Here is a 13,267-nt window from a genome sequence, read left to right as displayed (position 1 = left end):
ACCGGCAAACCCGCGCAGGCCATATCACGCAAAGTGCGGTGCTTATGGTTTATGGGAATAAGCAAATAAAAGTCGCGCCAGTGGTGCGACTTTTATTTGCGCAACACTCAGTTCTCGTGGTGATGCTTGGAATTCGCGAGCAGGCTCGCTCCCACAGGATTTAGTGTCAGCAGTGATGACACTATTAACGGTAGATCACACAGCCTGCGGCGAACCGAGCTCCATTGTGGGAGCGAGCCTGCTCGCGAAGGCGTCCGCATGGGCAACACCATCATCCGCCACCAAGCGCAAATTCAACCGCAGCCCCGCCCCGGTATTTTCCGCCCAGAGCAACCCGCCCTGGCGCTGCACCGCGTTGCGCGCAATGCTCAAGCCCAGGCCAAAGCCACCGTCCCCGGGTCTCGATCCGTCCAATCGAATGAACGGCGAAAAGATCCGCTGCAGATCTTCGTCAGCCACGCCGCCGCCCTGATCCTCCAGCCACAAATGCCAATACTCGCCATCGCGCCGGCCATCGAGCCGCACAATCCCGCCCTCGGGCGAGTGACGAATGGCGTTGCGCAAAATGTTCTCCAGCGCTTGAGCGAGGGTGTTGAGATTGCCGCGCACCCAGCACGATGCTTCGACCGAGCATTGCAGTTGCAGACTCGGCCAGCCGCTTTCATAACAGGCGTTGTCGGTGAGCATTTCCCACAGCGCCTGAATCTGGATCGCTTCATCCGGCAGCGGCGAGCGGTCGGTGTCGAGCCAGGCCAGTTGCAGGGTGTCTTCGACCAAACGTTGCATGCCATCGACTTCGCGGCCGATGCGTTCGCGCAGTTGCGGCAAGCCCTGTTCGCTTTCGCTGGCCACGCGCAGGCGGCTCAGCGGCGTGCGCAGTTCGTGGGACAAGTCGCGCAATAGCTGCTGCTGCAAGGCGACCGTAGTTTGCAGGCGCTCGGACATGGAATCAAAGGCCCGCGCCAGCTCACCGAGTTCATCCGGGCGCTGGGTAATGCCGCTCGACAGGCGCACATTCAATTGATCGGCGCGCCAGGCGTTGGCCTGTTCGCGCAGGTTGTTCAGCGGCACGACCAACAGGCGATACAGGCCGACGCACAGCAACAGGGTGAACAGCCCGGGAATCACGCCGTTAGTGATCACCCGCCAGAACACCCGGTACTTGCCTGGCACAAAACGTTCAGGCAGCTCGATGACGAGGATGCCGGCGGCCGGATCCTGCGGGAACGGTACCCGCAGCCACGGCCGGCCCTTCTTGTGGATCGGCCAGTCGAGGCCGCGCAGGAAGGTCAGGTGCTGCACCTCCGCCGCCTTCAAGGGTTCGCTGCTCAGCGACTGCAAATCAGCGCCGATCACGCCGACCCAACTGGCCTCGCGCAATTCCATGCTCTGCAACCAGTCATCGACGCCATTGCGCCCGCCGCGCTGCCACGCCTGTTCGGCTTGCGCGGCATAACGGCTGAGCGTGCTGCGCGCGTCACTGGAGAGGAACTGATTGCGCTCCTCCATGTAGCGGCCCCACGACCAGCTCAGCCAGATCATCAGCAGACAGAACGCCACCAGCAGGCACGCCAGTTTCCAGAACAGTGAATGCCGACCCGGCAGCTCAGACAGTTTCATCGGCGCCGCTCAAGACATAGCCCTTGCCCCACACCGTGCGCACTTCGCGCTCGGTGTAACCGATGGCTTTGAGTTTGCGGCGGATCTGGCTGATGTGCATGTCGAGGCTGCGGTCGTGCGCCGCAAAGCCGCGTTGCAGGACGTGCTGATAAAGGAAGGCCTTGCTCAGCACTTCCTCGTTGTTGCGGTGCAGTGTTTCCAGCAGACGGAATTCGCTGCGGGTCAAGCCGGCCGCTTGCTCGCGGAAAAACACGTCGCACTGTTCGTCATCGAAACGCAGGGTGCCGCTGACCACCGCAGCGGTAACCGCAGGCGGGCGCCGATCCAGCGCCACGCGGCGCAGGATCGCTTCGATGCGCACATGCAACTCGGCCATGCTGAACGGCTTGGGCAAATAGTCATCGGCGCCGAGGCGGAAACCGCTGATGCGATCGGCCTCGGCACCCAGCGCCGACATTAGCAACACCGGCGTCGAATGGCTCTGACGCAATTGCGTCAACAACTGCAGACCATCGAGCCCCGGCAGCAGAATATCCATCAGCACCACGTCGAAAGGCTGGCGCTGGGCGATGTTCAGACCTTCCTGGCCGTTCTGGCACCAGGTCACCTGAAAACCGCTGCGGCCCAGATGCTCGTGCACATACGCGCCTAGGATCGGATCGTCTTCAATGGAAAGGATGCGTGGGCCAACGGAAACAGGAGTCATGAGTATCTGCAAGTAATTCTCAGTTGGCGGATTATTCAAGATTGTCCGACAGCGGGCAACACAAGCTTGGCCTGTCGGACGAACGAGTGCCTGGGCGGCGCTGCATTTTCCGCAAGATTGCCCGCCTGCAAATCGCTACACTGCGCCCATGTCGCGTGCCGGATGCACGCATGTGTCAACAGATCAGCGGGATGCGGGAGATAGGCGTGCTCAAGAAACTGGGAATCAAAGGTCGCGTGCTGTTGCTGACCTTGTTGCCGACCAGCCTGATGGCGCTGGTGCTGGGTGGCTATTTCACCTGGACGCAGCAGACCGACCTGCAGAGCCAATTGATGCAGCGCGGCGAAATGATCGCCGAGCAACTGGCGCCGCTGGTGGCGCCGGCAATGGGTCACGGCGACGCCGATCTGCTCGAACGCATTGCTACCCAATCCCTTGAACAACCCGACGTGCGCGCGGTGACTTTCCTCGCGGCGGACCGCTCGCCATTGGCCCACGCCGGCCCGACCATGCTCAATCAGGCGCCGAGCGGTGACAGCGCGCTGCTGCAACGACGCAGCGGCAATGACGCGACGCGCTACCTGATGCCGGTGTTCGGCAAGCACCGCAACCTCGCCGGTGAAATCATTCCCGAAGAATCCGAACGGCTGCTCGGCTGGGTCGAGCTGGAGCTGTCGCACAACGGCATGTTGCTGCGCGGCTATCGCAGCCTGTTCGCCAGCCTGCTGCTGATCGCCGCCGGACTTGCCGGCGCCGCCCTCCTCGCATTGCGCATGGGCCGCACCATCAACCGTCCGCTGAGCCAGATCAAACAAGCGGTCGCGCAGCTCAAGGACGGTCATCTGGAAACCCGCTTGCCGCCCCTCGGCAGCCAGGAACTGGACGAACTGGCCTCGGGCATCAACCGCATGGCCGGCACCCTGCAGAATGCTCGCGAAGAATTGCAGCACAGCGTCGATCAGGCCACCGAGGACGTTCGGCAGAATCTGGAAACCATCGAGATCCAGAACATCGAACTGGACCTGGCGCGCAAAGAGGCGCTGGAAGCCAGCCGCATCAAATCCGAATTTCTCGCCAACATGAGCCACGAGATCCGCACGCCGCTCAACGGCATTCTCGGCTTCACTCACCTGTTGCAGAAAAGCGAACTGACCCCGCGCCAGCTCGACTATCTGGGCACCATCGAAAAGTCCGCCGACAGCCTGTTGGGAATCATCAACGAAATTCTCGACTTCTCGAAAATCGAGGCCGGCAAACTGGTGCTCGATCACATTCCGTTCAACCTGCGTGATCTGTTGCAGGACACCCTGACCATCCTCGCCCCGGCCGCGCACGCCAAGCAGCTCGAGCTGGTCAGCCTGGTCTATCGCGATACGCCGCTGTCGCTGGTCGGCGATCCGCTGCGCCTCAAGCAGATTCTCACCAATCTTGTCAGCAACGCGATCAAGTTCACTCGCGAAGGCACCATCGTCGCCCGGGCGATGCTCGAAGACGAACACGAAGACAGCGTGCAACTGCGCATCAGCATTCAGGACACCGGTATCGGTCTGTCGAGTCAGGATGTCCGCGCGCTGTTCCAGGCCTTCAGTCAGGCCGACAATTCACTGTCGCGCCAACCCGGCGGCACCGGGCTGGGACTGGTGATTTCCAAGCGTCTGATCGAACAGATGGGCGGCGAGATCGGCGTCGACAGCACGCCGGGCGAAGGTTCGGAATTCTGGATCAGCCTGAGCCTGCCCAAGACTCGCGACGACGCCGAAGACCTGCCCGCCGCGCCGCTGCTCGGGCGCCGCGTGGCGGTGCTGGAGAACCACGAACTGGCGCGTCAGGCCTTGCAGCATCAACTGGAAGACTGCGGCCTCGAAGTCACCCCGTTCAATACCCTGGAAAGCCTGAGCAATGGCGTTACCGGCGCGCATCAGACCGATCAGGCGATTGATCTGGCGGTGATCGGCATCACCAGCAACGACATGCTCCCGGAACGCTTGAACCAGCACATCTGGGACCTCGAACATCTGGGCTGCAAAGTGCTGGTGCTGTGCCCGACCACCGAACAGACGCTGTTTCACCTGTCTGTACCCAACCCGCACAGCCAGCTTCAAGCCAAACCGGCGTGTACCCGCAAACTGCGCCGGGCCTTGGCCGATCTGGTCAATCCGCGCCAGACCCGCAGCGAACCGGGCGAACCGCTGTCGAGTCGTGCGCCGCGCGTACTGTGTGTCGACGACAACCCGGCGAATTTACTGCTGGTGCAAACCCTGCTCGAAGACATGGGCGCTCGCGTACTCGCAGTGGAAAGCGGTTACGCGGCAGTCAAAGCGGTGCAAACCGAATCTTTCGATCTGGTGTTGATGGACGTGCAGATGCCAGGCATGGACGGTCGCCAGACCACCGAAACCATTCGCCAGTGGGAAAGCGAGCGGCATTGCACGCCGCTGCCGATCGTCGCCCTCACCGCCCACGCCATGGCCAACGAAAAACGTGCGCTGCTGCAAAGCGGCATGGATGACTACCTGACCAAACCGATCAGCGAGCGGCAACTGGCGCAGGTGGTGTTGAAGTGGACCGGACTGGCCCTGCGCAATCAGGCATCGGAGCGCAGCGGCGACAGCACGGCAAATCAGCAGGAGCTGCCGGTGCTCGATCATGAAGAAGGTTTGCGCCTGGCGGCGGGCAAGGCGGATCTGGCGGCGGACATGCTCGCCATGCTGCTGGCGTCGCTGGAAGCCGACCGCGAAGCGATTCGCGCCGCGCGTGACAGTCACGACCAGAATGCCCTGCTCGAACGCGTGCACCGCTTGCATGGCGCGACCCGTTATTGCGGCGTGCCACAACTGCGCGCCGCCTGCCAGCGCAGCGAAACCCTGCTCAAGCAGGACGATCCGAAAGCCGCCGCCGCGCTGGACGAACTGGAGCGCTCGATCAATCGACTCGCTGCGCAGGCACGCATCAGCGCCTGATCCACGGCAAGGCATGGCGCGCGCAAGGCGCTACAGTTGTCGCGGGTCATTGCGGCCCGCGTCGATGCTCCAGGAGGATTCATGCGCACGATCATTTTCAGCAGCCAGACCTACGACCGCGACAGCTTCCTCGCCGCCGACTGCCCGGCCGGGCTCGAACTGCACTTTCAAGCGGCGCGACTGAGCCTCGATACGACGGCGTTGGCCGAGCAGCACGAAGTGGTCTGCGCGTTCATCAATGACGACCTCAGCGCGCCGGTGCTGGAACGCCTCGCTGCCGGTGGCACGCGGCTGATTGCCCTGCGTTCGGCGGGTTACAACCATGTCGACCTGCCGGCGGCGAAACGCCTCGGCCTGGCCGTCGTGCGTGTGCCGGCCTACTCGCCGCACGCCGTGGCCGAACATGCGGTGGCACTGATCCTCGCCCTCAATCGTCGTTTGCACCGTGCCTACAACCGCACCCGCGAAGGCGATTTCAGTCTGCATGGCCTGACCGGTTTCGATCTGGTCGGCAAGACTGTCGGCATCGTCGGCACCGGGCAGATCGGCGCAACGTTCGCGAAAATCATGCACGGCTTCGGCTGTGAATTGCTGGCCTACGATCCGTATCCCAATCCCGAAGTGCTGGCGCTGGGCGCACGTTATCTGAGCCTGCCGGAGTTGCTCGCGCAGTCGCGGATCATAAGCCTGCATTGCCCGCTCAACGAGCAGAGCAAGCACCTGATCAATCGCGACTCACTGGCGCACATGCAGGCCGGGGCGATGCTGATCAACACCGGGCGTGGCGGGCTGGTGGACACGCCGGCACTGATCGACGCGCTGAAGGACGGCCAACTCGGTTATCTGGGGCTGGATGTTTATGAGGAAGAGGCGCAGCTGTTTTTCGAGGATCGCTCCGACCTGCCGTTGCAGGACGATGTGCTGGCGCGTCTGCTGACGTTTCCCAACGTGATCATCACCGCGCATCAGGCGTTTCTGACCCGCGAGGCGCTGGGCGCGATTGCCGCGACCACCCTGCACAACATCGCGACCTGGGCGGCAGGTGCGCCGCAGAACCAGGTCGAGGGTTGAACCGTTTTACTTGGACAGCGAAGACGCCAGGATCAGCAAGCCCAGCCAGCCGAAACCGAGCAGGCGCTGCTTGCTCGAATGGCCGCTGCGCAGCAGGAACCAGACAAAAAACGCCGGTAACAGAAACACCATGATTTTCAGCCAGCCCTCCACCGGGCGGCTGCCATCGGCGTTGAGCGGTTGTTGTTCCTGGCGTGCCTGTTCCGCAGCCTGCTGACGACGTCGGCGCCCTGCTGCTGCCGGCATCACTTTGGGTAAAGGCTCGGACACTGGCAGCGCAACCGCCTCTGGCACTGCGTTGTTGCGTGGCAGGCTGCCGAAGGAAATCGTCGAAGCTTGCACCGAGGCCGCCGTCGATTGCGCCTGCATGGCGGCGTGTTCGGCCATCGGGGCGCCGCAGTGAATGCACACCAGCGCTTCGGAACTGATGCTCCGCTTGCATTCATAACATTCGATCAGCGCCATGTTCCGTTCCTTCAGATTCGGGGGCCGGCAGTTTGCCATGACTGTGCTCTCAATTGAACCGGATCGAAGGTCGCACGCGTGCATCATTCTGCAATCGAGCCCGTGCTAGCATGTCGCGCATATTTGGAGGACCCATGGTCGAACACGATTTCCGCTACACCCTGATGAACCCGCAACACACCCTCACCGAATGCCGCGCCCTCGTCCCGGGCCGCTATCAGGTGACCGGCAACGGTGGCTCGATCCGCATCGGCGATGCGCTTTTGGTCACCCTCAAAGGCAGCAAGGATTTGTCCATGCGCCTGACCGTCGATACCGTCCGCCACCTGATCAATCCGCCGGGCCAATGGACCGCGATGACCACAGGCCCGGTGTTCGGCGAACTGGCCATTCACACCTGGCAGGTCAACTGCGACAGCTGCGCGAAAGAGCTGAGTTTCGAATTCGCCGTGGATGCCAAACTCGGCAAGACCGCCGAGAAACCCGCCGCCACCGCGCGCATCGCCGAGCTGGGCTGGAAAGCCGTCGGCGACAAGCACCTGTGCCCGAAATGCCAGGAGCCTGCGTGATGAAACGGTTCGCCCTGACCGCACTGTTCGGTGTCGGCCTGGCTGGTTGCGCCGCAGAGCCGGTGCAACTGCAGCACAACCGCAGCTACATTCTGGAATGGATCGGCGAGCGGCCACTGATGGATTACAGCCACCTGACCGTGACCCTCGGCGATGACGGCCGCGCCTACGGCAACGGCGGCTGCAACCATTGGTTCGCGCCGTACACGCAGGACGGCGACAAGCTGAGCTTTGGCAAGATCGGCAAGACCCGCAAGCTCTGCGCCCCGGCGTTGATGGAACAGGAACAGCGATTCCTGCAGGCGCTGGAAAAAGTCGAGCGCTGGGACATTTCGCCGATCGAGCAGGTGCGCTTCTGGCCGGCTCAGGGCAAGCCATTGCGCTGGTGGCTGGAAGAGGGTTGATCTTTCAACCATAAAAAAGATCGCAGCCTTCGGCAGCTCCTGCAAGGACCGCTTACACCCTGCAGGAGCTGACGAAGGCTGCGATCTTTTCTTTGGGTCGACGACTTATTTGCTGGACTGTAAAGCCTCCAGCTTCGCCATCACTCCCGCCGCCGTCTGCTCACCCAGCAACTGTTCACGCACTTTGCCCTTGTCATCGATGATGAACGTCACGGGCAGCGCTTCACTGCGCGGCAGGTCGAACAGCTCGGCCGGATCCTGCGCGAGCACGGTGAACTTGATGCCGAGTTTTTCGCTCGCCTCTTTCAGCTCTGCGCCCTGCACATTGTCGAAATTGACCCCGAACACACCGACGTTCCTGCTCTTGAGCTCATCAGCCAAATGATTCAGCTCGGGAATTTCCGTGCGGCACGGGCCACACCACTCGGCCCAGTAGTTAAGCACCACCCATTGTTTGTCCAGACGTTCGGACGCGACCTTCTGGCCGTTCTGGTCGATGCCGTAATCATTGCCGCAGCCCCCCAGCATCAACGCCCCGAGAATCGTCAATGCCGCTGCCAATCGCCGTGTCATGTCGTGTTCCTTGTGAAAATTCGAAAGCGCCTGCGACCCATCGCCTCTGACGGTTCTGGATTGCGCGCTGCACAGTTAGAATAGCCGCCACTTTACGCCAGAAGCGACCCGCCATGACCGATCTGACGCTTTATCACAATCCGCGCTGCTCGAAATCCCGCGGCGCACTGGAACTGCTCGAAGCCCGCGGCGTGCATCCGACTGTCGTGCGCTACCTGGAAACCCCGCTCAGCGCCGCGCAGATCAAAGCCCTGCTCGGCAAACTCGGGATCAGCGCGCGGCAGCTGCTGCGCACCGGCGAAGAGCAATACAAAACCCTGAACCTGGCCGACGCCAGCCTCAGCGAGCAGCAGCTGATCGACGCCATCGCCGCGCACCCGAAACTCATGGAGCGGCCGATTCTGGAAGTCGGCGACAAGGCCGTCATCGGTCGCCCGCCGGAAAACGTGCTGGAGTTGTTGCCATGAGCGCGCCGTACATTCTGGTCCTCTATTACAGCCGCAACGGTTCGACCAACGAGATGGCCCGGCAAATCGCCCGTGGCATCGAGCAGGCCGGAATGGAAGCGCGTCTGCGCACAGTGCCGGCGATTTCCACCGAGTGCGAAGCGGTGGCGGCGGAGATTCCCGCTGAAGGCGCGCTCTACGCCAGCCTCGATGATCTGAAGAACTGCGCCGGCCTCGCCTTGGGCAGTCCGACTCGTTTCGGCAACATGGCCGCGCCGCTCAAGTACTTTCTCGACGGCACCAGCAACCTCTGGCTGACCGGCGCGCTGGTCGGCAAACCGGCCGGCGTGTTCACCTCCACCGCCAGCCTGCACGGCGGTCAGGAAACCACGCTGCTGTCGATGATGTTGCCGTTGTTGCATCACGGCATGTTGATCACCGGCCTGCCCTACAGCGAATCGGCCCTGCTCGAAACCGAGGGTGGCGGCACACCTTATGGCGCCAGCCATCACGCCGGTGCCGACGGCAAGAATGGCCTCGATCAGCACGAAGTGGCACTGTGTCGAGCACTCGGTCTGCGTCTGGCGAAAACCGCGCAGAAACTGGTGGGCTGATGGCGAAGAAGCCGAAAGTCCTGCCCTCGGTGGCGTGGCTTGAGCCACGGGTCAAGGCGATGCGCGTGCTCAGCCTGCTGAGCTTTTTCGCCCTCGCCGGCTTGCTGGCCGCTTATTATCTGCTGTTCGCCGACCTGCATGGCGCACGGCCTTGGGTGATTCTGCTGGTCGAGCTGATCCCGTGGCTGGTGCTCGCCCCGGCGATGATCATGGGCAGCGCCCGTGGCCATTCGTGGATGTGTTTTGTGGTGAACCTGTATTTCATCAAGGGCGCACTGGCGGCGTACGACCCCAACCGGCAGCTGTTCGGCCTGCTGGAAATGGCCGCGAGCCTGGCGGTGTTCTGCTCGGCGCTGTTGTATGTGCGCTGGCGCTATCAGTTGAATCGCAAATTGGCGGGCGAAGGCGAGATCAGCGTCGCCTGACCAAGCGCTTTCGCGAGCAGGCCTCCACATTTGGAATGCATTCCCTGTGGGAGCGAGCCTGCTCGCGAATGCAGCGACGCAGTCTTAATGGTTGACGGTATAGGCGAGCATCATCGAAATCTGGCTCATTGGCCGTCCGCCACTCTGTTCGTGCCATTGGTTGAACGCGTTCTGCACCGTTGCCAGATCACGCTGGCTGGTCGGCACTTTGTCGACGATCTTCTGTGCATTCAACGCTGCGACTACGTCGTAGCTGGGTACGAACGTGTCCTTGCCGACCATGCGCAAAAAGCGCGGCGCCGACAGCCCGCCGAGTTGGTGGCCGTGCTTTTTCAGGTAGGTCCACAGGCCGACGATATCGGTCACCGGCCAGTCGGCGATCAGCGCGCCGAAGCTGCCCTTGTCCTTTTCCACATCGAGAATGAACTGCGCATTGCGCGGCACGCTTTTCAACTTGCCGAGATGACGGATGATCCGCGCGTCCTGCATCAGCCGCTCCAGGTGTTCGGCGCTCATCAGCACGACTTTTTCCGGATCGAACTTGAAGAACACTTCTTCGAACGCCGGCCACTTGGCATCGACCAGGCTGTGCTTGAGCCCGGCGCGAAAAACCCGCAGGGCCATGGTCGAGAGGTAGCGGTCGTCGCGGATCTTGCGCAGTTGTGCGGGGGTCTTGGGAACGGGCAGATGGGCTTCCAGTTCAGCCGCTGAACCGAAACGGTTCAGACAGTATTCGTGCAGCCACTTGTAATCGCGCATGCCCTCTCCTATTGAATGAAACGAACAGATCCCTGTGGGAGCGAGCCTGCTCGCGAAGGGGTTGGATCAGTCAACACAGGGGCTGAATGACACACCGCTTTCGCGAGCAGGCTCGCTCCCACATCTGGATCGGGTTTTACAGATTGACGACATTGACGAAACGCGAAGCCGCGGTTTCGTCGATCTTCAGGCTGGTGAAGTCGAACAGATTGCGGTCGGCCAGTTGCGATGGCACCACGTTTTGCAGGCTGCGGAAAATCGATTCGGTACGGCCCGGGGTCTTGCGGTCCCAGTCCTGGAGCATTTCCTTGACCACCTGGCGCTGCAGGTTTTCCTGCGAGCCGCAGAGGTTGCACGGGATGATCGGGAATTGCTTGAGGTCCGAGTAAGCCTGAATGTCCTTCTCGTTGCAGTAAGCCAGCGGACGAATCACCACGTTGCGGCCATCGTCGGCGCGCAGTTTCGGTGGCATCGCTTTCAGGGTGCCGTTGAAGAACATGTTGAGGAAGAACGTTTCGACGATGTCGTCGCGGTGATGACCGAGGGCCATTTTCGTCGCGCCGATTTCGTCAGCAAAGGTGTACAGGGTGCCGCGACGCAGGCGCGAGCACAGCGAACAGGTGGTCTTGCCTTCCGGCACCAGTTCCTTGACCACCGAGTAAGTGTCCTTCTCGACGATGTGATACTCGATGCCCAGTTCTTTCAGGTAGGCCGGCAGCACGTGCTCGGGAAAGCCCGGCTGTTTCTGGTCCATGTTCACCGCGACGATGTCGAACTTGATCGGTGCAACCTTCTGCAGGTGCATCAGCACGTCGAGCATGGTGTAGCTGTCCTTGCCCCCGGACAGGCAGACCATGACCTTGTCGCCGTCTTCGATCATGTTGAAATCGGCGACCGCTTCGCCGGCCAGGCGGCGCAGGCGCTTTTGCAGTTTGTTCTGGTTAACCGTAAGAGTGCCCATGACGCGAAATCCGTGAGGTGTGACGAAAGGCCGGCATTTTACGCAAAAACGCCAGTAGCGCGAAGCACGGATCCCGACCGTCCGTAACCTGAAGTGCTGCTTTGAATGTAGGAGCCGCCGAAGGCTGAGCTCTTCTGCTTGTAAAAAACACGATGAAAAGATCGCAGCCTTCGCCAGCGCCTACACACGCAACCGCGATTACGCCCTTGGTTTACAGCGCGATTTGCTCTAAGCCCGGCATACCGGTGCGCCGGAGTCCTTTCTATACTGCGACATAAGGTCGCACACGTCTTTAGACCTGTATTTGCTCGGCCACCTTGGCCCGTAGGCGCTCCGTTGGGGGGCGATGGCAATGACAAGAGGAGTGAATGGCATGATCCATCACGTAGTGGGACTGTTTACCCACCCCGATCAGGAATGGAAGGAGATTCGTGGCGACCAAGAGGAAAGCATCAGCCACATGTACCTGACGCACACGCTGATTCTGGCGGCGATCCCTGCGGTCTCGGCGTTCATCGGCACGACCCAGGTCGGCTGGGTGATCGGCAATCGCGCGCCGGTGATGCTGACGTTCGAAAGCGCCTTGTGGATGACCATCATGTCGTACCTGGCGATGCTCGGCGGGGTCGCGGTGATGGGCGCCTTCGTGCACTGGATGGCGCGCACTTATGACGCCAACCCGAGCCTGGCCCGCTGCGTGGCATTTGCCACTTACACCGCAACACCGTTATTCGTTGGTGGACTGGCCGCTTTGTATCCGCACATGTGGCTGGGAATGATCGTCGGCACGGCGGCCATCTGCTACACCGTGTACCTGCTGTATGTCGGCCTGCCGACGTTCATGAACATTCCTTCGGATGAAGGTTTCCTGTTTTCCAGCTCGGTACTCGCCGTCGGCCTGGTGGTGCTGGTGGCGATCATGGCGTTTACCGTGATTGTCTGGGGCCTGGGTGTCGGGCCGGTCTATACCAACTGACCTGTTTCCTCCCTGAGAAAAACAACATCTGCCAATACAGGCCGCCGCAAGGCGGCCTTCTCGTTGGGGCGACGACCATTCGGCAGGTCGGCGATTCGCAAGTCGCCGGGGTTGCGGCATACTCGGCGTCTCTGGAGATCCATCAAGCATGCCCGAGCAACTCAATACCCGCGTCGAAGATTGTTACCAACTCGCTGAATCCTTTTTCAAACGTTCCTTCAAACGCCCCGTGGTCAGCCTCAAACTGCGCGGGCAGAAAGCCGGTGTCGCGCATCTGCACGAGAACCTGCTGCGCTTCAACCCGCAGCTGTACCGGGAAAACACCGAACACTTCCTCAAGCAGACCGTGGCCCACGAAGTCGCCCACCTGATCGCGCATCAACTGTTCGGCGATCGCATCCAGCCCCATGGCGAGGAGTGGCAACTGATCATGCGCGGCGTCTACGAACTGCCGCCGGACCGTTGCCACACCTATGAAATCAAGCGGCGCAGCGTGACCCGCTATATCTACAAATGCCCGTGCCCCGACAGTGACTTCCCGTTTACCGCCCAGCGCCATGGCCTGGTCGGGAAAGGACGGCGCTACTTCTGCCGACGATGCCGCACGACATTGGTGTTCAGTGGTGAGCTGCGAGTGGAATAACCGATTTGTAGAGCATCGGGCGGCCCCTTCGCGAGCAGGCTCGCTCCCACAGGGGAATGCATTTCAATGTGGGAG

At 61.5% G+C, this 13,267-nt stretch carries 15 protein-coding genes; 9 read left to right on the top strand and 6 right to left on the bottom strand.

Annotated features, from left to right (window positions below):
- Positions 1-195: 195 nt before the first annotated feature.
- Both AC4IHP_RS24790 and AC4IHP_RS24785 read right to left on the bottom strand, forming a co-directional pair.
- The gene (locus tag AC4IHP_RS24790; protein WP_490832969.1) at positions 196-1,620 is read right to left on the bottom strand and encodes a histidine kinase sensor domain-containing protein; all 1,425 of its coding nucleotides are present in this window, start codon (positions 1,618-1,620) and stop codon (positions 196-198) included.
- Complete coding sequence (locus AC4IHP_RS24785; RefSeq protein ID WP_490832968.1) at positions 1,607-2,326, bottom strand: response regulator transcription factor; 720 nt, start codon at positions 2,324-2,326, stop codon at positions 1,607-1,609. Before AC4IHP_RS24785 ends, AC4IHP_RS24790 begins: the two co-directional genes overlap by 14 nt.
- Before the next feature lie 206 nt (positions 2,327-2,532).
- On the opposite strand from AC4IHP_RS24785, the gene AC4IHP_RS24780 reads away from it, so the two are divergent.
- Complete coding sequence (locus AC4IHP_RS24780) at positions 2,533-5,286, top strand: response regulator (RefSeq protein WP_490832982.1); 2,754 nt, start codon at positions 2,533-2,535, stop codon at positions 5,284-5,286.
- 81 nt (positions 5,287-5,367) lie between these two features.
- Complete coding sequence (locus tag AC4IHP_RS24775) at positions 5,368-6,357, top strand: 2-hydroxyacid dehydrogenase (protein ID WP_460120811.1); 990 nt, start codon at positions 5,368-5,370, stop codon at positions 6,355-6,357.
- 6 nt (positions 6,358-6,363) lie between these two features.
- On the opposite strand, the gene AC4IHP_RS24770 is transcribed toward AC4IHP_RS24775, so the two are convergent.
- Positions 6,364-6,822: a hypothetical protein gene (locus AC4IHP_RS24770; protein WP_490832967.1), complete on the bottom strand. Its 459-nt coding sequence runs from the start codon at positions 6,820-6,822 to the stop codon at positions 6,364-6,366.
- A 134-nt stretch (positions 6,823-6,956) separates the two neighbouring features.
- Here AC4IHP_RS24770 and AC4IHP_RS24765 point away from each other — a divergent pair, with 134 nt between their 5' ends.
- Both AC4IHP_RS24765 and AC4IHP_RS24760 read left to right on the top strand, forming a co-directional pair.
- Complete coding sequence (locus AC4IHP_RS24765) at positions 6,957-7,391, top strand: hypothetical protein (protein ID WP_039757838.1); 435 nt, start codon at positions 6,957-6,959, stop codon at positions 7,389-7,391.
- Positions 7,391-7,795: an META domain-containing protein gene (locus AC4IHP_RS24760; RefSeq protein ID WP_490832966.1), complete on the top strand. Its 405-nt coding sequence runs from the start codon at positions 7,391-7,393 to the stop codon at positions 7,793-7,795. Before AC4IHP_RS24765 ends, AC4IHP_RS24760 begins: the two co-directional genes overlap by 1 nt.
- Before the next feature lie 105 nt (positions 7,796-7,900).
- Here AC4IHP_RS24760 and AC4IHP_RS24755 read toward each other — a convergent pair whose 3' ends face one another.
- Positions 7,901-8,368, bottom strand: a complete 468-nt coding sequence (locus AC4IHP_RS24755; RefSeq protein ID WP_490832965.1) for a TlpA disulfide reductase family protein — start codon at positions 8,366-8,368, stop codon at positions 7,901-7,903.
- A 113-nt stretch (positions 8,369-8,481) separates the two neighbouring features.
- On the opposite strand from AC4IHP_RS24755, the gene arsC reads away from it, so the two are divergent.
- From arsC to AC4IHP_RS24740, 3 genes are read left to right on the top strand one after another with little or no spacing between them, the layout of a single operon-like run.
- Complete coding sequence (gene arsC, locus AC4IHP_RS24750; protein WP_490832964.1) at positions 8,482-8,835, top strand: arsenate reductase (glutaredoxin); 354 nt, start codon at positions 8,482-8,484, stop codon at positions 8,833-8,835.
- Complete coding sequence (gene wrbA, locus AC4IHP_RS24745; RefSeq protein ID WP_423523401.1) at positions 8,832-9,428, top strand: NAD(P)H:quinone oxidoreductase; 597 nt, start codon at positions 8,832-8,834, stop codon at positions 9,426-9,428. Before arsC ends, wrbA begins: the two co-directional genes overlap by 4 nt.
- A complete protein-coding gene (locus AC4IHP_RS24740; RefSeq protein ID WP_310405466.1) occupies positions 9,428-9,853 on the top strand; it encodes a DUF2069 domain-containing protein in 426 nt (141 codons plus the stop codon). Before wrbA ends, AC4IHP_RS24740 begins: the two co-directional genes overlap by 1 nt.
- 84 nt (positions 9,854-9,937) lie before the next feature.
- Here AC4IHP_RS24740 and AC4IHP_RS24735 read toward each other — a convergent pair whose 3' ends face one another.
- Positions 9,938-10,612, bottom strand: a complete 675-nt coding sequence (locus tag AC4IHP_RS24735; RefSeq protein WP_016773632.1) for a DNA-3-methyladenine glycosylase I — start codon at positions 10,610-10,612, stop codon at positions 9,938-9,940.
- 136 nt (positions 10,613-10,748) lie between these two features.
- Positions 10,749-11,573, bottom strand: coding sequence for a tRNA 2-thiocytidine(32) synthetase TtcA (ttcA, locus tag AC4IHP_RS24730; protein ID WP_024013975.1), 825 nt, complete (start codon positions 11,571-11,573; stop codon positions 10,749-10,751).
- 373 nt (positions 11,574-11,946) lie between these two features.
- Here ttcA and AC4IHP_RS24725 point away from each other — a divergent pair, with 373 nt between their 5' ends.
- Both AC4IHP_RS24725 and AC4IHP_RS24720 read left to right on the top strand, forming a co-directional pair.
- Positions 11,947-12,549 carry a Yip1 family protein gene (locus tag AC4IHP_RS24725; protein ID WP_016773629.1) on the top strand — a complete coding sequence of 201 codons (603 nt, stop codon included), beginning with the start codon at positions 11,947-11,949 and terminating at the stop codon, positions 12,547-12,549.
- A gap of 148 nt (positions 12,550-12,697) precedes the next feature.
- Positions 12,698-13,192 (top strand): SprT family zinc-dependent metalloprotease, encoded by a 495-nt coding sequence (locus AC4IHP_RS24720; protein WP_460120822.1) that lies wholly within the window; start codon positions 12,698-12,700, stop codon positions 13,190-13,192.
- The last annotated feature ends 75 nt before the right edge of the window (positions 13,193-13,267 follow it).

This window comes from Pseudomonas sp. UF-293 (assembly GCF_058245595.1).
This window is presented reverse-complemented; position numbering and strand designations above follow the sequence as displayed.

Coding starts and splice junctions, on each gene's coding strand:
- ttcA (WP_024013975.1), bottom strand. CDS start 11,573: ATGGGCACTCTTACGGTTAACCAGAACAAACTGCAAAAGCGCCTGCGC.
- AC4IHP_RS24735 (WP_016773632.1), bottom strand. CDS start 10,612: ATGCGCGATTACAAGTGGCTGCACGAATACTGTCTGAACCGTTTCGGT.
- AC4IHP_RS24755 (WP_490832965.1), bottom strand. CDS start 8,368: ATGACACGGCGATTGGCAGCGGCATTGACGATTCTCGGGGCGTTGATG.
- AC4IHP_RS24720 (WP_460120822.1), top strand. CDS start 12,698: ATGCCCGAGCAACTCAATACCCGCGTCGAAGATTGTTACCAACTCGCT.
- arsC (WP_490832964.1), top strand. CDS start 8,482: ATGACCGATCTGACGCTTTATCACAATCCGCGCTGCTCGAAATCCCGC.
- AC4IHP_RS24775 (WP_460120811.1), top strand. CDS start 5,368: ATGCGCACGATCATTTTCAGCAGCCAGACCTACGACCGCGACAGCTTC.
- AC4IHP_RS24785 (WP_490832968.1), bottom strand. CDS start 2,326: ATGACTCCTGTTTCCGTTGGCCCACGCATCCTTTCCATTGAAGACGAT.
- AC4IHP_RS24725 (WP_016773629.1), top strand. CDS start 11,947: ATGATCCATCACGTAGTGGGACTGTTTACCCACCCCGATCAGGAATGG.
- AC4IHP_RS24765 (WP_039757838.1), top strand. CDS start 6,957: ATGGTCGAACACGATTTCCGCTACACCCTGATGAACCCGCAACACACC.
- AC4IHP_RS24770 (WP_490832967.1), bottom strand. CDS start 6,822: ATGGCGCTGATCGAATGTTATGAATGCAAGCGGAGCATCAGTTCCGAA.
- wrbA (WP_423523401.1), top strand. CDS start 8,832: ATGAGCGCGCCGTACATTCTGGTCCTCTATTACAGCCGCAACGGTTCG.
- AC4IHP_RS24740 (WP_310405466.1), top strand. CDS start 9,428: ATGGCGAAGAAGCCGAAAGTCCTGCCCTCGGTGGCGTGGCTTGAGCCA.
- AC4IHP_RS24790 (WP_490832969.1), bottom strand. CDS start 1,620: ATGAAACTGTCTGAGCTGCCGGGTCGGCATTCACTGTTCTGGAAACTG.
- AC4IHP_RS24760 (WP_490832966.1), top strand. CDS start 7,391: ATGAAACGGTTCGCCCTGACCGCACTGTTCGGTGTCGGCCTGGCTGGT.